Origin of the sequence: Leptospirillum ferrooxidans C2-3, assembly GCF_000284315.1 — a bacterium.
In the GTDB taxonomy this organism is placed as follows: domain Bacteria; phylum Nitrospirota; class Leptospirillia; order Leptospirillales; family Leptospirillaceae; genus Leptospirillum; species Leptospirillum ferrooxidans.
Window position 1 is genome coordinate 2,310,134 of sequence record NC_017094.1, and the last position, 20,113, is coordinate 2,330,246.

Genomic DNA, 20,113 nt, shown 5'->3' on the forward strand with positions numbered 1-20,113 from the left:
ATGAATTCCGCTCATTCCAGACCAGAAGGAACAACAATGGCAAACAATCGGACCGGACGGAGAATTTTCCTGGTATTTCTGGCAATGTTTATTCTATTGATCGTTTCCGGAACCTCAATCCTGTTTCTCTCGACAGGCGTTATGGAATGGGCCAAGCAAAGCGCGAAACTTTTTGTGAGAACAGTCCACCCCCTTGGAAAGATCCGGAGCGTTACCCAAACCGTAAAGTCCACGATCAAAAAAGTGGATGCCTACTCACTATCGGCCCTGTCTCCCCCCAAGTTCCCAGGTTCAATGGTCGAAAAGAACGATGGAGTCATCTCCTGGATTGATCCCACCTCGGCAAGGATCCCTCCTTCTGAGCATCCCGGCCATTTCTCCAGCGCAACAAAAGACAACACAAAACCCTACATCATTAGCGGATTAAGGGGGGAAACAGCTTCTTTCCAGCTGGTGCTACGATCTGACGATCCGGTCAAGGACCTTGATGTCGAGATCCATCCGGACCAGTCCGATCCTAATGTCTCCTGTCTTTCCATTCATCGTTTTCTCGAATGGTACGAACCTATCGGCAAAAATCAGGAGCCCGATCCCCTGATCCCATTTCATGACCCCTACCAGTCAGGGAGGGTCGTCGTCGGAAAAGTCTCATTAAAATCATCCTCCGACCAGCCCGTCTGGATCGATATTCATTTTTCCCGCCTTTGCCCGGCCCATAACTTCCGGGCGACATTGCTGGTCAAAAAAGACGGTAGAACCATCCGCTCGACCACCCTGGCAATCAGCGTTCTCAATGCGACCCTTCCCAGGCAGGTGGGCCTCGACCGGTGGATGCAGTTTTATGCGGGACGATTCTGGCACGGAGAATCTCCTCCCAATGATGAAGCTTACAGAATGCTCTTTTATCGCTATGTCAAACTTGGCCACGACTATGGATTTGCCACAAATGACGTCGACAATATCGGTCCTGGTGTCCATTTCGACTGGAACACCGGGAAAGCACTCTCAACCGACTGGAGCCACTATGACTATATGCTGGGCCCCATTCTCTCCGGACAAGTGACCGGATCGACTCCCAACGCATGGGCACTGCCAATCCGGACGGGCATGCTGGGGGTGGGCATGTGGGGAGGCTTCACAATTCATGAGGGAACATCATCTCCAATTGAAAAATGGAAGGGAATCCCGGACACAGCAGCCCAGGAACTTGCCAGAGTCATCACCGAACACTGGAAGGAAAAAGGCTGGCCTTTGAAAAATGCCTTTGCCTATGCTTTCGACGAACCGGAGCATCAGCTTTTTTATTACCAGGATATTTACAAGCTGGTGGCCGACACAGCCGATTCTCTTCATAAAGGCTCACACAACCAGATCCGTTTCATGTTGACCGATGCCCCTTATGCCTGGGACAGGAAACAGCCAGGACATCACAAAAGCCTCATGAAGGGAAAGGTCGATATCTGGTCGCCGAACTCGGAAACATTCATGCCCGACCGAATGGCGAAAGTCCAGACAATCGGTGAGCGGACTTGGTTCTACCAGAGTGGTCCTCCTTTCATCGGAGCAAGCGACCTCTACTCGACAGGCGTTGGATTCCGCATGTGGTTCTGGGCCGCATGGAAATATCGGACAAATGGGGTTTTCTACTGGGCAGATGATTTCTGGCCGGACAATACGATGGCGGTCAATCCCTACACCAATCCCGGAACCGGAGACGGTATCATCTTTTATCCTGGACACCAGCTTCACCTGATCGGATTTCCCGATATTGACGGACCGGTCCCTTCCATCCGGATGGCTCAATGGCGGCGGGGTTATGACGACTACAAATATTTTTTCATGCTAGCCAAGAAAGGGAGGCGGGAAGAGGTGGACAAGACGGTCAACCATCTTGTCCACAAAGCTCTCGATGACGGAGATTACTTCCCCTATTGGTACAACCCACTCTGGCACAAACCGGGAGCTTGGAGCCACAATCCCAAAGACTGGCATGATACCCGAATCAAAATGGCAAAAGAGATAGAATCCCTCTACGGCCAATCTCTTCCCAAAAATTGAAAAAGGAATGTTCTTGAAAATCCATGACCTTTTTCCCATCATCACAATTTGCCTGACCATTGCGACCATGATTGTCGCCTATATAGCCCCCAGGAGAAAATCCGCCTCAGCCTTTCTTCTTCTGGCTCCTCTTTCGGCACTCCTTCCCGTTCTTGCCAGTTTTTTTATTTTTATTCCGCAAACACTTCTTTCAATCGATCATAACTTTCAGCTCTGGCTGGCGGGAGAGACGCTATCGTGCCTCGGACTTATTCTTTTTTCCCTGGGGTTCTCGCGACAGGACCCATGGAAAGAAATTCGTGGCCAAAAGTTCCTCTTGGCCTTCATCATATCGGGAATCCTGCTTGCAACCTACGAGATCCTTGAAAACCCTGCCCTGATCAAGATTCTTCTCCTTCCGGGACCTTCCGTTCTTCTCATCAATTCTCCGGAAATGACGATTTTTGCATTCTTCATCATGGGAATGATCATTCTGTCGCTGTTCCAGTTGTCCAGAACATATATCTCCGCTGCAGGAGTTGAGAGATGGAACATCAAATACCCGATGATCGGAGTCTTTCTCTGGACTCTCTCCGTCTTTCTCGTTCATACCAATCAGGTTCTCTCGGGAGGATTCGAGCGATCATTTCTCTACCTGGAGGATCTGGGACTCTTTTCCATGGATTTTCTATTCCTCTACTCACTCCTGATCCAGCGAGTCAAGGATGTTTCATTGCAAGTTTCAAGAAATGCCATCAATCGCTCCCTTTTACTTCTTCTCGGGGGGGGAGGTCTCATTTTTCTGGGTGGACTCAGCTCCACTCTCAAGGAATTCGGTCCAGTCTGGTCTCGTTTATCCTCCAGCCTTATGGTCTTTCTAGGAGTGGCCGCCCTTCTGGTCCTCTTCTCTTCCGAACGGCTCCGACGCGAGCTTGAGTACTTCCTGGGCATCCATTTTTACTCAAGTCGGTATGACTACCGTGCCACATGGATGACACTCACAAAAGTCCTTTCGGAATCAAAAGATCTTCGGGAAATGATTCCGACTTTAATGGAAAGGACTAGGGAAATTTCTTTTGCCGAATCCCTCGTTTATTGCCATATCGGCGAAGGAATTCCCCAAACCATCTCCGTTCGGCAATCCCTGGGATGGGACCACCCCACCCCCCTCAATAACGATATTCTGGCCCCATCCCTGTTGTCAGTCCTCCTGTCCGGATCCCCTATTCATCAAAAGGATTCTTTTACTCCCGAACAAAATGAGCTCCTTTCCGGTCTTTTTAACTCGTTGTCCGCCAACTGGATATTGCCTCTCGTCTTCCGAAACAAAATCCTCGGACTTCTCGGTTTGAATATCAAAAACACGGGAAGCAAAGGTTTGTCCGAAGATCGTCTTTTTCTTCAAGCCCTGTCAGTGCAGTGGGTCAGCCTGCTGGTCAGTGCCACACTCTCAAGGGAGATGGCGTGGACATGGGAATCGGACCTTCTTTCCGGTCTTCGGGCCTTTACATTCCACGACCTCAAAAATGCTGGCATCGCCCTCAAGCTGATTCTCCACAATGCCCGAGATAACATCATGTTTGCCGACTTTCAGGAAGAACTTCTCCAGAATCTTCAAAGCATATCTCATCAGATCGAGCAGTCCGTTGAACAGTTTCTCTATCCTTTTCGTCAGGAGTACACCCGGCAAACCTCATTTGATGCGAACAACCTGATCAAAAACACTCTGAAAGGGATTGCTTCGGAGAAGTATCCAGAGCTTGAAACCAAACTGAACTTTCAGGAGATTCCCCTTGTTTCAGGAAACGCACGGGCACTTGAAACAACCATCCGGAATCTTTTGATCAATGCCCGGGAAGCCATGCAAGGGAAAGGGATCATCAAAATCGCAACACGAAGCCTTGATGGGGAAACAGTTTTGATCACAGTCTCCGACAACGGGCCAGGAATGAGTCAGGAATTTATGGACAATAATCTGTTCAGGCCTTTTCAAACAACCAAAAAAAAGGGATCGGGACTCGGCCTCTTCAGCTCGAAACTGTTGATTGAACAAAGTGGGGGACAGATCCAGGTCAATTCAAAAGAAGGGGTCGGAACGGAATTCATGATCACACTCCCAACAGGATCACCTGAGGTGGACAATGGCGATCAGGAGTCGCCCATCCTGAAAGAACACAACAACAACCTGTCCATCTAAAATCCTCTAAAGACATGTGAGTATAATGGTTTGACGTCGCCATCCCGGTTGATCCTATGAAACAAATGAATAGCAAAGGAGACCTATTTTCTAAGAATAAGATTCTCTTTCATTACTACTGGAGCCAGAAAGATCAATGGAACATTGAAGATCACTCTCAAACCCGGGAATCAGCATTCACCGGATATTCCCATCAAGGAACAAGCTATTTTTCTTTTTCATTCTGATGAGATCAAGCTTCGGAGGGAGTGACTTTTTCCGCTATCTGTTAGTAAAATGTATTGTTTTTAGAGCGTTCCATAAAAACAATTCCTTTCAACTGCAGCCGCCAAATGTTATAAATAGATCAATGAAGCGTGATCACCGTCACAAAATATGTTTGAGCGGACAAGTTGTTTTTACAAAATGACTGAAAATAGGGAGTCACCACATGGCAGGAGAAAAGATCGCCCTATTGATCGCCTCTGTGACAGTTATCGTCCTGTCCTGGTCGAACATTTTGAAACTGGTGGACGACTGGAACTCGCTGCCATCCTATTCCCACGGGTTTCTTGTCCCTTTCGTCGCCATTCTCCTCGTCTATCTGGATAAAAAACAATTGACAAGAATTCAGGATCAACCATCTCTCTGGGGGATTGTTTTTATCAGCGCGGGAGTGATTTGCCTTCTCATCGGAACTTGGTCGGGCCTCGATTTCATCCGTCAGATTTCCATTCTTTTTCTGATTTCCGGGATCATTGCCGGTTACTGGGGACTGAGGACACTAAAGGCCCTCCGCTTTCCGGTGCTTTATTTGCTGTTCATGATTCCCCTCCCCTTCATCGTCTTCAATTCGATCGCTTTTCCACTTCAGATTCTTGCGGCAGAGGGCGCATCGAACATATTGAACGGGATACAGATACCTGTTTTCCGGGAAGGGACAATCATCCACCTTCCCCATATCTCCCTTGGTGTTGAGGAAGCATGCAGCGGCATTCAGTCATTGGTGAGCCTTCTGGCCATCTCTGTTCTGATGAAAAAACTGGGACATCTTGAAGGCGTGACAGGCGTTCTCTTTGCCCTGTCCGCCATCCCGATTGCCATTTTGGCAAACATGATGCGCATTGCGGGTACAGGGATTCTCGGCTCATTTGTAAACCCTCACCTCGCGGAAGGGTTCTTTCATCTTTTTTCGGGCTGGGTCGTTTTCCTGTTTGCGTTTCTTACCCTGTTTCTCGAGATAAAGGCCATACAGCTTCTCAGGAAGAGGAGGCCGCTTGAAACCGTCTAGACAGTTCAACATGCTTTTATCCTCTATGATCATGGGGGTTTCCTTTGCCTTCCTTCTTGGGAGCATTGACCGGAGACCGGTGCCCGCCCACCTCTCTCTCAGGGCATTTCCCGAAGAGCTGTCCGGTTGGTCAGGCACCCCCGTTCCACTCTCGAAAAAAGAGCAGGAGATTTTAAACGCGGACGACTTTGCCTCGATCCTGTTCACAAAAGCGGCGACGGAATCCTCTATTTTTTTCTTCAGCGCCTTCTATCAGCATCAGACCCCCGAGAAGAACATCCACTCCCCCAAGAATTGTCTCCCCGGATCCGGATGGGCGATGATCGATACAAAAGTCATCACCGTTCCCCTTGAAAATGGAGGCAAACCGCAAAGAATCAATCAGGTTGTCATCCAGAAGGGGCTCTCCAAACAGGTCGTTCTTTACTGGTATCAGGAAAGGGGAAGGATCTTTCCGAATGAATATTGGGGACGTTTCTACCTGGTGAAAGACGCACTGACCCTTCACAGGACCGATGGCGCCCTGGTCAGGATTTCCGCTTCCCTTGAAGGATCGGTCGACAATACCGTCCAGAAGGAGCTTCGCTTCATCAGGAACCTGACCCCGATGCTGTCGGAATATATTCCCGGAAGACACCAAGTCGCCATGCCCTCTTCCCCGGGAACCTCCATGCTACCGGTTCCGGAAAATCCGGATGTCTCAGAAATCAGCCCGATCAGTGGAGATGTCAAAAATGGGTGATGAGGTCCCCCAGGCCGAAAAACCGACCATTTTTATTGTTGACGATGATCCTGTGATCGTCAAACAGCTGACGTGGCTTTTCCGGTCCACATATCCCGTCCTGTCCTCCGGAACCTTCTCGGAAGCGGTCGACATCTTCCTCAAGAAAAGACCTGCAGTCGTGATCCTCGACCTCGCCCTCGGCGATGTCGAGGGACAAAATGGAATCGATCTTTTACGGATATTTTCCGAATCCGATCCCAACTTTCACGGCATTATCCTTTCCGGATCGATCGATCGCCCCAAGGCGCTCGAAGCGGTCAGGCTCGGAGCCTACGACCTCCTGGACAAATCCATCGATCCCGACGAACTCAAGCGGATTGTCGGTCGGGCCTGCAATCGGGCCATGCTTCAACAGGCCACAAGGGCAACGCCTCCACCTGTCTCGGAAGAGGATTCCCGAAACGACTTCCCGGGAATTGTCACCACCAACCCCAAGATGAAAGAGATGCTGGGACTGCTCCTCAAGATCAGCACAACCGATATCGCCGTTCTGATCACAGGAGAGAGCGGAACGGGAAAGGAACTCTTTGCCAGGGCCTGCCATGAAAAAAGCCAACGAAAGAACGGACCGTTCATTGCCATCAACTGCGGAGCCATTCCCGAAAACCTCATTGAAAGCGAATTGTTCGGCCATGAAAAAGGATCCTTTACAGGCGCCACAGAATCCCGTCCGGGAAAATTCGAATCGGCAAACAACGGGACCCTGTTTTTGGACGAAGTCGGAGAGATGCCCCTAGATCTCCAGGTCAAACTTTTGAGGGTTCTGCAGGACAAGATCGTGGAGCGGGTCGGAAGCCGCACCGGAAAACACCTTGATGTGAGAATCATCGCCGCAACCAATCAGGATCTGACCCAATACATGGCTCAGGGCAAATTCAGGGAAGACCTTTTCTACCGCCTCTCCGTCATCAAGTTTCACCTCCCTCCCCTAAGGGAAAGGGGGGGAGACATCATGACGCTGGCCCACTATTTCCTCAACCGGTTCAAGGAAACCTACCAGAAACCCGCCATGATGGGATTCACCCGCGACAGCGAAGAACGGATCAAACGGTATGGATGGCCCGGCAATATCCGGGAGCTTGAAAACCGTATCCAGCGGGCGGTAATCATTTCCGGAGGAAACTGGATCACTCCGGAGGATCTGGACCTTTCAACCGAAATCAAAAACGAGATCCAACCCCAAAACACCGATTCTCTGGCCAATCTTCAGAAAACGCGGGAAGACGCGGAAAAACGCATGTTGATCGAGGCGTTTGAAAAAACAAGAGGCAACATCAGCGAAGTCGCCCGGATGATCGGCACTAGCCGGCCAACGGTTCATGCCCTTGCCAAAAAACACGGGATCACCCCCCGAAACTTTAAGGAATAACGATGGATAATCATTTTTCCAGCAAATGCCCTGCTCCAGCATTTTCCGCGATTCGTCCCGCAATGCTTCCGTTTGCCGCCTCGGTTGTCTTGATCGTCTCCCTTTTGGCCGGATGCAGCAAAAACCCGGCAGAGCTTCAAAAGAAATATATGGCCAGCGGTCTCGACTACCTTGCCAAGGGAAAAAACAACGAATCCATCATCGAGTTTCAGAATCTTCTGAAGATCAACCCCAAATCCGCTGCCGGACATTTCTATCTGGGAGAAGGATACAAGGCAAAAGGCTGGATCACCGATGCCCTCCTGCAATTTCGACAGGCATCGGAGCTTGATCCCACCTACCTCCCGCCCCATCTCGAGATCGCCCGGTATGAGGTCAACAGCGCGCAGTGGCCGGCCGTTCTTCCGGAAGTCCAGACGATCCTGAAGCTTTCCCCCTCCGATCCCGAAGGCTGGACCTTCAAGGGGCAAAGGAACCTTGCCCTTGGAGATACCACCAAGGCCCAGGCCGCGCTCACCCACGCGCTTGAGATCAAACCGGACTACACCCCGGCTGTTGTCGCCATGGGGGATCTGGAACTGGCGCTCAATCAGCCGGACAAAGCCAAGGAGTTTTACCAAAAGGCCCTGAACAAAACCCCGGACAACAGCCGAGGCTGGATCGGACTCGGAAAGGTTGCCGAACGTCAAGGACAAAAGGACGAAGCCCTCGCGAACTATAAAAAGGCGGTTTCCGTTTCCCCAAACAATATTCGATCGTCCATTATTCTCGCCAATTATCTCGCCAAGGAAGGGCACCTGAATCAGGCCATTGCCCAGTTGCAACTTCTTTCAAAGGGCCATACGGATATCCGTATCCCTTTAAAAATCGCCGAATACGATACATTGCTCAACAAAAACGATGAAGCCATCGCTCTTTTGCGACCATACGGCCAACAGAAAGTTCCCATTGTCGAACTCTATTTTGTCCTGGCAAAAGCTTACGAACAATCCGGAAACAAACAAAAGGCCCTCGAGAATGTTGACAAGCTGATGGCGCTGAAATTCGACAACCAATCCATTTTATTGGCCGCGTCGAATATCGAGCTCCGGGAAGGGAATCCCACCGAGGCGCTGAAAATCCTCTCCACCCTCAAGGACAGTGAAAAAAATCTTCCGGGCTACTGGCTTTCGAGTTCAACCGCCGAGCTTGAACTCGGACATCGTGGTGAAGCGCTTTCGGAGCTTGAGGATGCCACTTCAAAATATCCGGAAAACATTCCTCTCAAGCTCGCCCTGGCCAATGGCTATTCCGCCAACCAGAAGCCATCCAGAGCCATGTCCGTTCTGAATGGCATTCTTTCAAAAAATCCGGACAATACCCAGGCAATCGTGCGAAAAGCCGGTCTTCTCGCCCAAAGCAAGGGACTTCCCGCGGCAATCTCCTTCCTGAAAGCCAACACCATTTCATACCCGAACAACCAGACGCTTGAGATCAGCTATATCCAGGCTCTTTCCGGCAACAAGGAAATGGACAAGGCCATCAAAACGGCCAGAGACTATCTTCAAGCCCACCCATCCGACCAGACGATGGAACTGTTGATTGCGGGACTCCACCTTCAGGAAGGAAAAACGGAAAAGGGGCAGTCTGAACTTAAATCCATCATTTCCGCCAACCCCAAGAATCTGACAGCCATCACCACTCTCGCGAACCTTGATCTGGGGCAGAAGCATTTTCCGGAAGCGGAATCTCTCTTTCGGCAGGCCATCGCCATCGCTCCGGACAACTCCGCCCTTTATACCAGCCTTGGTGAAACGCTCAGTGCCGAAAACCAGCAACAGCCCGCAGAAGCCGCCTATCAAAAAGCGCTGGAGATAGACCCCAACCAGCCTCTGGCTCTTCTGGAACTGTCCCAATCTGAAATCACCTCCGGTGAAACACCCAGGGCAATCGTTCACCTCACACCGCTCCTGAAGCTCAACTTCCCCCCGCCACAAGAGGCAGATGTGCAGTGGCTTTGGGGCATTGCCTCCATGCAGGAAGGGGAATATCCCCGAGCAGAACGGGCGCTTGTAAAAGCCACCGGATTGGCTCCCGGAAACTTCACCTATCATGAAAGTCTGGGAGACCTGTGGGCGGCAGAGGGCGATTTTTCCAAAGCGAACAAGGAGCTCTCCAAGGCCTATTCCCTCGATCCAGAAAATACCTTGATCAGGATTAAGCGTGACTGGATCGCACTGAACCTCCAAAAAGGGAAAGTCGATCCCCAAAAGATCCAGACGGTCGTAAACGAAGCATCCCAGTTCAGGAAAGACAATCCTAAAGACCAGACCGCCGCCATGATCGAGGCACGGGGGGACGCTATGCTCGGAAAGACCGACGCAGCACTGAAAGTGTTTGATTCTGTCCTCTCAATAAACCCCAGCAACTCCCAGGCCATTCTCGGAAAATCCGGAATTTTGGTCTCTCAAAAACATGTCAATCAAGCACGCACTCTTGTTGGCCATCTTCTCACCGACCACCCCAATAACATCCAGGCCAACCTGATGCTTGCCGGGATCGACCTCCAGACCAACAATATCCAGGACGAGGCCTCCCGGCTGGAAACAGTCAACCATCAACGCCCCAATTGGGTACAGCCGGCACTGGCCCTGTCGCTAGCGGATCTTTCGCTCGGCCGGTTTTCCCAGGCGAAAGCCATTTTGACCCAGCTCACCCAGAACAATCCAAAGTTTCTTCTTGCCCAGTTCTATCTTGCCCGCTCCGACATGGGACTTGCCGATTATCAGGGCGCCATCGACACTCTGAAACCATTGCTATCCTCATCCAAGGATCCCTCCAGCATCTACTCTCTGATGGGAGACGCATCCCTTCGCATGGGGGAAAAAGGGCAGGCGATCAGTTATTGGAAAAAAGCCTTGAAGACAGCGCCCAAAAATCCGCTTATCCTGAACAATCTGGCATTTCTTCTTTCCAGTGATAAAAAAGACCTGCCCCAAGCGGTCACTTATGCCCAAAAAGCCCTTTCCATCACAAAACAGCCGTTCATTGAGGACACTCTAGGGTATCTTCTCTATCTCTCCGGACACTACCATCAGGCCCAGGTGCAGTTTGATGCCGCCAATAAGGCCGGATTCAAGAATACAGAATTCCAGTATCATATGGGGCTCAATGAATGGCGTCTAGGCAATACCCAAATGGCGAGTGAGACTTTGAAAAAGGCAATCCTCGACGGCACCCTGACCGACGACGAAAAGAAAAAGGCCCACGAAGCCCTTGACCAGATGGCATCGAAATGAGCGATCGACGGCATCAGCCTGAAGTGGGAACAGCTGATCGGCTTTTCACCCGGGAGGACTGATGCCCTCTCCTGATACCTCCGTTCTGATTACGTTCTTCAGAGAAGAAGGTGTTTTGAAAGACACGATCGAATCGGCATTGTCCCAGGGATTTTCGGATATGGAGATTCTGCTTGTCGACAACAATGGCTCTCCGGAAAACAGGGCTGTTGCAGAACAGTACGTCTCCCGTTATCCGAAAACCGTTCGACTCGTCCATGAGCCTGTGCAGGGGGTCTGCTCCGCCAGAAACACAGGCTTCAGGGAATGCCGCGGAACATTTATCGCGATTCTCGACGGAGACGATCTGATGCATCCCGATCGCCTGGCCCTGCAGAGAGCTGTTTTTGATGAGAACCCGAGCCTTTCCGTCGTCAGTTCCTGGTATGACAGGGTTTCGATGGACAACAAAACGGTCAGTCGTGCGAATGTCAAACAGACTGAGCCCACGATCTGGCTTGAGACCGAAGAGATCCTCAAGGGGCTTTTTCCCGTTTCAAAAACATCGGGATCCGGAAAGACCCTTCACTTCCCGCTGACATCGACCGCTCTTTTCAGACGGGAAAAAGCCCTGGAAGCGGGTGGGTTCAATCTCGTTTTCAATCCGCGCTGGTATGAGGATGTGGAGTTCTTCATCCGGATGCATGAGATGGGAGAGTTCCACAAGGTGCCCGTTTCTTTGGTGCGCTACAGGATCTCTTCTCCTGAAGCGATGGAGGTCAAACAGAAGCAGATGGACTGGGTGGGTCTTTGCCGCCAGCTGGGAGTGTTCTATCAGGTCTTGTGGGAACGATACGGAAATCAGGAGCCAAAGATACAAACACTCTTCGAGCGTCTGAGAGCTCTCTGGTTCCGTCATTCGAGCTTTTATTTTCTCCGGTATGAAAAAGATAGGGGACTTGGAACGCGGATGCTTTCCCATTCGCTGAGATTGAACCCGCGGGATATGGTGACATGGAAGCTCTGGATGAAGTCCTCTCTTCCCAAATCCCTTCATCCCAAGCTCTTTTGGTTCGATTCGCTGAATCAGGACCCGTTACCTCCCGGAGCGGATGAAGAGATGGTCGACCGATTCTTTCAGGGAAAAAGACAAGCATGAATCAGAAAGGCCAGAAATGAACCCGGAAATCTCAGTCGTTATCACCCTTTATCAGGAAGGGGAACTCCTAGGCGAAACGATCGACTCGGTTCTCGATCAAACCTTTCAAAACTTTGAAATCGTATTGGTCGACAATAATGCATTCCCAGAAACGATCTCCATCGCGAAATCATACGCCGGACGATTCCCGGACAGGATCCGGATCATCAAAGAAACGGTGCAGGGAATCTGCTCGGCAAGAAATACAGGGATACGGGAAAGCAGGGGGGCCTATATCGCCCTTCTCGACGGAGATGACATTTTAAAGCCCGGACGCCTTGAAAGACAGATCGCTGTCATGAAGGGCAGACCGGATCTTTCCATGGTCACCTGCATCCATGACCGCATTTCGTTCGACAACCGGGAGGTTCTCCAACAGGACGTCTGCGGTCCTTCAGATGCGACCTGGAGGCAGTTTGAAAAGGAATTTGCCAAACTGTTCAGAACACGATTCGGGAAAGATTATCTGGCTTCTTTCAGCTTCCAGCCTCCATCGACCTTTTTTTTTAAAAAAGAAACGGCCATAAAGGCGGGACTTTTTGATCTTCGCCTCAATCCCCGATGGGGAGAAGAGGTGGAGTTTGAAACAAGGATGTTCGAGCATGGACCGTTTTACTGCATTCCGGAGTCCCTGGTTCTCTACAGGACCAACTCCCCTGAGGCCAAAAAATTCAAGGACAGCCAGATTCCCGGACAGGAACGATTCCTGCAGGACCATAAGTTTTTCACAATCCTTTGGGAACACTTTGCCCCGCTATCGAAGGAAAATATTCCTGTCTTGAAAAAGATCAGGGCATTGTGGCTCAGGGATATCGGGCATCGGATGCTGGTTTACCGGCAAGGAAAATCGATTGGAGATACCCTGATCAAGAGATCCCTGAAAGCGGATCCGGGGGACATCACAACATGGAAATTTTACCTGAAAACCTTCTTTCCTCATTTCCTGTATCCCAAAATCTTCTGGTTTCAGACATTCAACGAACAGCCCCTGGACAAGTTCGACCGGGATTTTCAATTCAAATTTCTCTCCTGGCCTCCGAGATTTCTCGAAGAACAAAAAACGGTAACGTGAAAAGAAGCTCGATGCATAAAGAGCATTCCCAAAAACATTGTAGGTTTTTAGGCTAGACGGAAAGAAAAAACTTGAAGATACTCATGTACCATTGGACTCAGGATGACTTTCCATCCTCAAGAGGTGGCGGAATCAAGGTCTATCAAAAGACCATTCTGCAAGAGTTAGTGAAGATAAAGGATCTTCATCTGACGGTTCTTTCATCCGGATCCTCCGACTTATATGATTTCATAGATCCATCCATCCGCATCAAGCGTCTTCCCTCAAGAACCAATGAATTGGAACGCTTTGGAATAGTCAACTCTTCCGTATGGGCTCCTGCCTGTAATCACTTTGGGAATCCCTACTCAATCAATCATCTGAAAATGAAAGAGATTTTTTTTGAATTTGTTGTCAAACACCAATTTGACGTCATCCACTTCCAGCATTTAGAAGGTCTTCCGGCGGAAGTGTTGACCATCAAGGAACGACTGCCCCATATCAAGATTTTGTTCAGCATGCATGACTATTACGCGCTTTGCCCCCAAGTCACCTTTCTTTACAAGGGAAGAGATCTTTGCAACGACTCCCAAAATGGAAAAAAATGCCTGAGCTGTTTACCAGTGGAAGACTTCAGATCTTCGCTTTCCAGTAAGCGGGCCAACTGGTTTGCATTCCAGATCATTGACCGGGTCGGATTCAATCCTGAGGGAACCATTGGTACCCTGATCCAAAAGTTTTTCCATCAAGTCTTTATCGGGAAAACGACGATCACTCCTCCCAATCCTCCTCCGGACAATGTCCTGCTGAATTGGCACTATATTGTTGAGCTGATGAATAAACATGTGGATTCCGTTCTTCCTGTCTCAAAACGTGTTCAGCAAATAGCATTGCGCCACGGCATCCACTCGAATCTTCTGAAATTACTGCGTCTGGGAATCCCTGAAGCACCAAGATTCCGTCAAGAGCCACCTCCTCAAGGACCTCTGATTCGGGAAGACGGAAGCCTGACTTTCGTTTATCTTGGTTATATGACAATCCATAAAGGCTTCTTTTTTTTATTGGATGCATTTGAAGAAATGCCCGAAGAGCTCTCCGGAAAAATCAATCTTGTTGTTGCGGCAAAAGCTCCCAACGATCCTTTTGTTCTTAACCGCTTGATGAGCCTTCAACCCAAACTCAAAAGCTTGATACATTATAACGGCTATACCCCTGATCAGCTCGATACCATTCTGGGAAAAGGCAGCATTGGCCTTCTATGCCAGCTTTGGGAAGATTCAGGCCCAATTACCGCTTGGGAGATGCACTGTCGACATATTCCTCTCCTGACAAGTGACCTGGGGGGAGCGTCCGAACTGTCAGGATGCAAGTCAATGGTGTATGGCCATGGAAACCGATCAGAATTTATTGAATGCGTCAGAAAGATCCTAGAAGGAAAAGTGACCCATGAGGAATATTGGAAAAACAGTATCACACCAATGACCGTGGCAGAGCACTGTCAACAGCTGGTTCAATATTACCTTAGCGAAGAAAAAGATACCTTATGATATCGCAATTATCCTGAATGATATCTACCGCACCGGATCCAAAAGGAGGTTGCCCCATGATCCAATCGGTCGGACACCTTCTCATTGGACCTATGCTCCGAAAAGGGCAAAAAAGGTAAAGTCAAAATTTCAATAAGGCCAAATGAGATAAAAAATATTATTGTCATTAAAATTATTACCAAAGGCTAAAATGACAGAATCCACTCTCTTAATCACTTCTCATCATAAACAAGATGCCTTTCTCGATTTATTAAAGGAGAGGTTTCTCGCCGTTCATGTCGGAAAGACTCTTTCTAACCTCGATTTGAATATCATGGCGGATAATACCGGAGAAAATATTTCTTCTAAAAATAAAACCTTTTGTGAGTTAACAGCTTTTTATTGGGCCTGGAAAAATACTACCTCTGATTATATAGGATTTATGCATTATCGGCGACTCTTTTCAACGAAGAACTTTATTCTTCAAAAAGCATTAATGAGAATGAAATATAATTTTCATTATTTAAGAAGCACTTTTGTTGAGTTTGATATTAATCTTTGTCTAAAAAACTCGATAGAGTTAAGCAATCTTGCTGATATAAAGGAAAGCATTAAGGGATTGGAGCTTTTTGTTCAAAATGATTTAAGAAATTACGATATTGTTTTACCGAAAAAATTTTATTCCAAATATCTCAATGTAGAACAGCAATATCGTCTCTATCATAATCATGACGATCTGAATCTGCTCATGGATTTGGTAAAAGCAAAATATCCTGATATAGGTGTTCACATAAAAGACACACTCAAAAAGAACGAGCTATATACATATAACATGTTCATAATGAAGAGAGACCTCTTTAATGATTACTGCGAAAAACTATTTGATATCCTTTTTGAAATGGAAAAAATGATTGTTTTGCAAAACAAAAACGATTACCAGAAAAGAATCTTCGGGTTTCTTTCTGAAAGATTTTTCAACTTATATATAAAACACATTAACAAAAATAATACACTAAGAATAACGGAATTGGAGACAATATTTCTAAAAGAACCAAATATTTGATAGAAAATCAAAGTTAATATTTTAAGTCCGCCGGGTAACGGGCTCGGTACTCCGACGATTACACGACAGCTAGCCAAATAGACTCGGGGTAGTGAGCAAGAATTAGAAACTTCTTCCATTTTTCCTGTTCAGAAAAAATGAAGAGATCTGTCAATAAGACCCACGAACATCTCCCCTCTCATTGTAACGTTCCAGCCTCCCCTCTGTTTGCAAAATTTCCTCTCCGTTCATAAATCTGCTTGTTTCATCTTATAAATCTGGTATCTTTACTCCTTGGGGGGAGGTCCAGAATTTCTCCAACAATGATTTCGACTGGTCGTCAAATCGGCTCTGGCAGGATAATTGGTCGGCAGCATAACTTGCTTTAAAGTGGATTTCAGTGTTGAACCAGGTACAGGAGGAAATGTATTGCTATCCCTATTAAAACAACTGAATAACCTCCTGACCCCCAGCCACCGGAAAAGGCTTGCCCTCCTCAGCATACTGGTCGTTATGTCCGGAGTGGCAGAGATCATCGGCATTGCATCAATCATGCCTTTCATGGGAATGGTTGTCAGCCCCGACATAGTCGTTCATAACCATTATCTGGCTATCCTCTACCAATACTTCTCCTTTTCATCCACCAATACATTTCTCCGCTTTATCGGAGTTCTTGTTCTTGCCATCATGCTTCTCTCCAACCTGATCTCTGCCATCACCATCTGGGGCATTCTCCAGTTTTCCTTTTCTCTCGGGAGAGATCTTTCCATCAAGATGTTCTCAGCGTATTTAAACCATCCTTACGTCTTCTTTTTAAATAGAAATAGCTCGGAGCTTGTCCAGAACATCGTGTGGGAGGTCGGTCGCATCGTCAACGGCATCCTTATTCCAATCCTGACGATCTATTCCCGAATTGTCGTAACATTTTCCATTCTTTTGCTTCTCGTCTGGATGAATCCTCAACTGGCTCTCGTATCCGGACTGGTACTGGGGGGAGCCTATTCCATGGTTTTTTTCTTCGTGAGAAAGAGCCTGGCCAAATCAGGGATTGAGGTTTCCGTTGAAAATGCCAAGCGAACCCAGATCGCTTACGAAACACTCGGAGCCATCAAAGACATCAAACTCTTGGGTAGAGAACGTGATTTCTACGACCGATTCTATCGTCCCATCAGGCTCTATGCCTTGTATCAGTCGAAAAGCCAGATGATCTCCCTGCTCCCACGGTATGCCCTTGAAACCCTCGCTTACGGCGGTATCATCGTGATCGTCATCTATCTCTTAAGCGTCCAGAAAGATGTCAGCCACACGCTTCCCATGCTGGCACTTTATGCTCTTGCCGGATACAGGTTGATGCCAGCTCTCCAGCAGATCTTTGTCAATCTGGCCAATGTCCGCTTCAGCATTTCAGCAGTCGCCAAGATCACAAAAGACCTAGAAACACTATCCCCCAAAAAAGACGGGGAACCGCCCGTTCCGTCACCTGAGGAAACTCCACTTTCCTTTTCCGAAAAGATCTCCCTCGAAAATATCGTCTTCCGTTACAAAGACCGCCCAGAGCCTGTCCTCAAGGGAATCTCCCTTTCGATCAAGGCCAATACCACCATCGGCATCGTCGGTTCGACCGGGTCAGGCAAAACGACAACGCTGGACATTTTTCTCGGTCTTCTCGAACCAGAATCCGGACAACTCCTCGTTGATGGAGTCCCTATCTCAAAGGAAAACGTCAGGGCTTGGCAAGCCAATATCGGTTATGTTCCCCAGCAAATCATGCTGATGGACGACACGATCGAACGGAATATCGCCTTCGGAATCCCCGATGACAAGGTCGACAGGAAAAAGGTCATCAGGGCAGCAAAGCTTGCCCACCTTAATGACTTTATCGAGAAGGAGCTTGAAAAAGGCTATGAAACTGAAATTGGAGAAAAAGGTATTCGCTTAAGCGGCGGCCAACGTCAGCGGATCGGTATCGCCAGGGCCCTTTACCATGAACCTTCGGTGCTGGTCCTGGATGAAGCCACCAGCGCCCTCGACAACATCACCGAGAATGTCATTATGGAAGCGCTTCACACACTGTCAAGACAAAAAACGATCCTTATGGTCGCCCATCGTCTGACAACCGTCAAGGAATGTGACTGGATCTTTGTCATGGAAAATGGGCATCTTTCAGATCAGGGGACATACTCGGAACTTCTCTCAAGAAACAGCATCTTTCAACAGCTCGCCCCCAAATCCTGAAACGGAACGAAGTCGACATCAAGACAAAATGATTGATAAGCGAAATGGATAAAGATGTTATTGTCAAATTCCCCAATATCCACCTTATCGAAAGACCTTGCCTGATTTCAGAGAATCAGGAGAGGAATGTCCTCCCAAAATCTTTGGGTATTTTCTCAAGAGAGCCGGCTTCGAAGCGATCGAACCAAAACAGGCGGGGGTATAGAGTTTTCGGCAAAAATGTCTTGAACCAAAGCTTTAAGGTATAGATGTCCGACGGATCTTCCTTAAAAGACCTTTTCAGCAGATCAGCTCCAACGGATGCACCATCCGGATACCTCAGCGCATGAGATCCCACCGTTCGAAGAATGACCGCCTTGATCTTTTTCAGATTCTGATCATTTTCAGAATTGATCTTCGCAAAATGTTCACAAAGGGAATAAAAAAAGACCTGATCATTCTGATGCCAGTTTGAATGCACCTGGTATTTGACAGGAGTCTGGGAAAAAGAGTCCTTTTCCATCTTCCAGGGAGACTCCCTGAAGCAAAAAAGTGATTCGGGAACTTGGCCGAATGGACCCTCCATGATCATTCTGACCTGAAACTCATAATCCTCCAGAAACTGAGGATTCAACCTGGTATCAAAAAGACCCACTTTTATTGCCACCTCTTTGGGAAACATGAACGCTGATGGCACATGAAAATGAAAGGATTCCGAGTGGGCGGCCGAAAAAAGGCTTTTAAGCAGGAGGATAATCTTTTCCTCAATGATCTTGAAAGAATTTTGGGTATTGATAGTGGATGAAAAAAGACTGTCTTTCAGGATTCTTTTTCCATCGGGAGAGACTAGATCATAGCCCGAAGTTGCCAATGAAAGATCCGGACGACTTAAAAGAAGCTCCCTCTGGCGTTCAAGCCTATGAGGTTTCATCATGTCATCTTCGTCCTGGAGAGCCACAAATCTCCCTCGACTAGCGAGGATGCCGGCATTTCTGGCAGAACAGACTCCCTGCTCCGGCTCATGAATCACCCGAACCTTATCCGGAAATTGACGAACAAACTTTTGAATCACTTCCCGGGTTGCAGGCTTGGCATTGTTGTCCACTAAAATGAGCTCGAAGTTCTGGAATGTTTGCGACAAAACAGACTCTATCGATTCAGACAATTCCCAGCTTCTGGAGTAACACGGGATAATGACGGAGACATCCGGACAATCCACTTCCAGATCCTTTCATGAGAATATTGCCTTAAGTCCAACGCCTTAGATTCAGTCTATATTGACCTTCCCAAGCCTCCTAGAATATGATCGCCATGATGGAAAATCAATATCTTCCTTTGAAATCCAAAAAAAATAGATTCTGTTTGTCACCGGAGGAACTTTCCCATGGCCGATAGTTCGATGGCGCCGACTGCCGCTGAAACAGAAGACATTATCGCCGCTTTCTTCACGACCGTTCCCAACACACTCGCCCCCATCAGCCTCAACAAAACCGAGCCCGAGTCCACTGAAGAGACCTTCTCCGAACGCCGCCAGTTCCGGATCCGTCTTGCCAATACCCCCGAACGACGTGAATCCGCGAACGTCCTCATCGACCGGATGTATGCGTGGAAAGGATATGGTCGAGGCAGTCTTGTCAGCGAAAACCCCCACCGGATCACCCTGATCACCTACGGAATGGAAAATCAGGTCATTGGAACCATTTCCGTCGGGATGGATTCTCCGGAGGGACTTTTCGCGGATGAAAACTACCACGAGGAGCTGGAGTCTCTCCGAAACCAGGGTTGTCGGCTTTGCGAATACAACGCATTGGCCGTGGACTCGAGCATCAAGTCCAAAAGGGTTCTCGCCAGCCTGTTTCACATCGCCATGCTTTACCCCTATGGCCTCTTTGGTTATACTGACGGGGTCATTGAAGTGGCGCCAAACCATGCAGGATTTTACCGGAAGATGATGGGGTTCACCCAGATCGGGGAAGAACGGATCTGCCCGAGGGTCAATGTTCCGGGAGTTTTATTGAGAGGCAACTTTGCGGAAGCCAATGAGCGCATCGCAAGAGTCGGAGGGCTGATGGACAAGGAAACCACAGACATGTCCCTCTTCCCGTATTTCTTCAGCAAAACTGACGCAGACGGTATTCTGGGCCGTCTTAGAAACATGGCCTGATCCG

The 20,113-nt window shown here is 48.5% G+C and carries 13 protein-coding genes; 12 read left to right on the forward strand and 1 reads right to left on the reverse strand.

Annotation, left to right across the window (positions count from 1 at the left end):
* Positions 1-36 precede the first annotated feature (36 nt).
* The 11 genes from LFE_RS11590 (at position 37) to LFE_RS11640 (ending at position 17,966) form a co-directional block, all read left to right on the forward strand.
* Positions 37-2,058, forward strand: a complete 2,022-nt coding sequence (locus LFE_RS11590) for a DUF4091 domain-containing protein (protein ID WP_014450409.1) — start codon at positions 37-39, stop codon at positions 2,056-2,058.
* Between the two features lie 13 nt (positions 2,059-2,071).
* Positions 2,072-4,234 (forward strand): ATP-binding protein, encoded by a 2,163-nt coding sequence (locus LFE_RS11595; protein WP_014450410.1) that lies wholly within the window; start codon positions 2,072-2,074, stop codon positions 4,232-4,234.
* Between the two features lie 430 nt (positions 4,235-4,664).
* A complete protein-coding gene (locus LFE_RS11600) occupies positions 4,665-5,504 on the forward strand; it encodes an exosortase/archaeosortase family protein (RefSeq protein ID WP_014450411.1) in 840 nt (279 codons plus the stop codon).
* The gene (locus LFE_RS11605) at positions 5,491-6,246 is read left to right on the forward strand and encodes an exosortase C-terminal domain/associated protein EpsI (RefSeq protein ID WP_014450412.1); all 756 of its coding nucleotides are present in this window, start codon (positions 5,491-5,493) and stop codon (positions 6,244-6,246) included. Before LFE_RS11600 ends, LFE_RS11605 begins: the two co-directional genes overlap by 14 nt.
* Positions 6,239-7,657, forward strand: a complete 1,419-nt coding sequence (locus LFE_RS11610) for a sigma-54-dependent transcriptional regulator (protein ID WP_014450413.1) — start codon at positions 6,239-6,241, stop codon at positions 7,655-7,657. The genes LFE_RS11605 and LFE_RS11610 overlap by 8 nt, the downstream gene beginning before the upstream one ends.
* A 2-nt stretch (positions 7,658-7,659) precedes the next feature.
* Positions 7,660-10,935: a tetratricopeptide repeat protein gene (locus LFE_RS11615; RefSeq protein WP_014450414.1), complete on the forward strand. Its 3,276-nt coding sequence runs from the start codon at positions 7,660-7,662 to the stop codon at positions 10,933-10,935.
* Positions 10,936-10,996: 61 nt separating this feature from the next.
* Complete coding sequence (locus LFE_RS11620) at positions 10,997-12,073, forward strand: glycosyltransferase family 2 protein (RefSeq protein WP_014450415.1); 1,077 nt, start codon at positions 10,997-10,999, stop codon at positions 12,071-12,073.
* A gap of 16 nt (positions 12,074-12,089) precedes the next feature.
* Positions 12,090-13,184 (forward strand): glycosyltransferase family 2 protein, encoded by a 1,095-nt coding sequence (locus LFE_RS11625; RefSeq protein ID WP_014450416.1) that lies wholly within the window; start codon positions 12,090-12,092, stop codon positions 13,182-13,184.
* Positions 13,185-13,255: 71 nt separating this feature from the next.
* A complete protein-coding gene (locus tag LFE_RS11630; protein WP_041774467.1) occupies positions 13,256-14,710 on the forward strand; it encodes a glycosyltransferase in 1,455 nt (484 codons plus the stop codon).
* Between the two features lie 160 nt (positions 14,711-14,870).
* Positions 14,871-15,752: a DUF4422 domain-containing protein gene (locus LFE_RS11635; RefSeq protein ID WP_014450418.1), complete on the forward strand. Its 882-nt coding sequence runs from the start codon at positions 14,871-14,873 to the stop codon at positions 15,750-15,752.
* 408 nt (positions 15,753-16,160) lie between these two features.
* A complete protein-coding gene (locus LFE_RS11640; protein ID WP_014450419.1) occupies positions 16,161-17,966 on the forward strand; it encodes an ABC transporter ATP-binding protein in 1,806 nt (601 codons plus the stop codon).
* 115 nt (positions 17,967-18,081) lie between these two features.
* Here the strand turns inward: LFE_RS11640 and LFE_RS11645 are convergent, their stop codons facing one another.
* Complete coding sequence (locus tag LFE_RS11645) at positions 18,082-19,164, reverse strand: glycosyltransferase family 2 protein (protein ID WP_014450420.1); 1,083 nt, start codon at positions 19,162-19,164, stop codon at positions 18,082-18,084.
* A gap of 165 nt (positions 19,165-19,329) precedes the next feature.
* Here LFE_RS11645 and LFE_RS11650 point away from each other — a divergent pair, with 165 nt between their 5' ends.
* On the forward strand, positions 19,330-20,109 hold the full coding sequence (locus tag LFE_RS11650) for an N-acyl amino acid synthase FeeM domain-containing protein (RefSeq protein WP_014450421.1): 780 nt from the start codon (positions 19,330-19,332) through the stop codon (positions 20,107-20,109).
* The last annotated feature ends 4 nt before the right edge of the window (positions 20,110-20,113 follow it).

Coding starts and splice junctions, on each gene's coding strand:
- LFE_RS11590 (WP_014450409.1), top strand. CDS start 37: ATGGCAAACAATCGGACCGGACGGAGAATTTTCCTGGTATTTCTGGCA.
- LFE_RS11600 (WP_014450411.1), top strand. CDS start 4,665: ATGGCAGGAGAAAAGATCGCCCTATTGATCGCCTCTGTGACAGTTATC.
- LFE_RS11610 (WP_014450413.1), top strand. CDS start 6,239: ATGGGTGATGAGGTCCCCCAGGCCGAAAAACCGACCATTTTTATTGTT.
- LFE_RS11615 (WP_014450414.1), top strand. CDS start 7,660: ATGGATAATCATTTTTCCAGCAAATGCCCTGCTCCAGCATTTTCCGCG.
- LFE_RS11620 (WP_014450415.1), top strand. CDS start 10,997: ATGCCCTCTCCTGATACCTCCGTTCTGATTACGTTCTTCAGAGAAGAA.
- LFE_RS11625 (WP_014450416.1), top strand. CDS start 12,090: ATGAACCCGGAAATCTCAGTCGTTATCACCCTTTATCAGGAAGGGGAA.
- LFE_RS11650 (WP_014450421.1), top strand. CDS start 19,330: ATGGCCGATAGTTCGATGGCGCCGACTGCCGCTGAAACAGAAGACATT.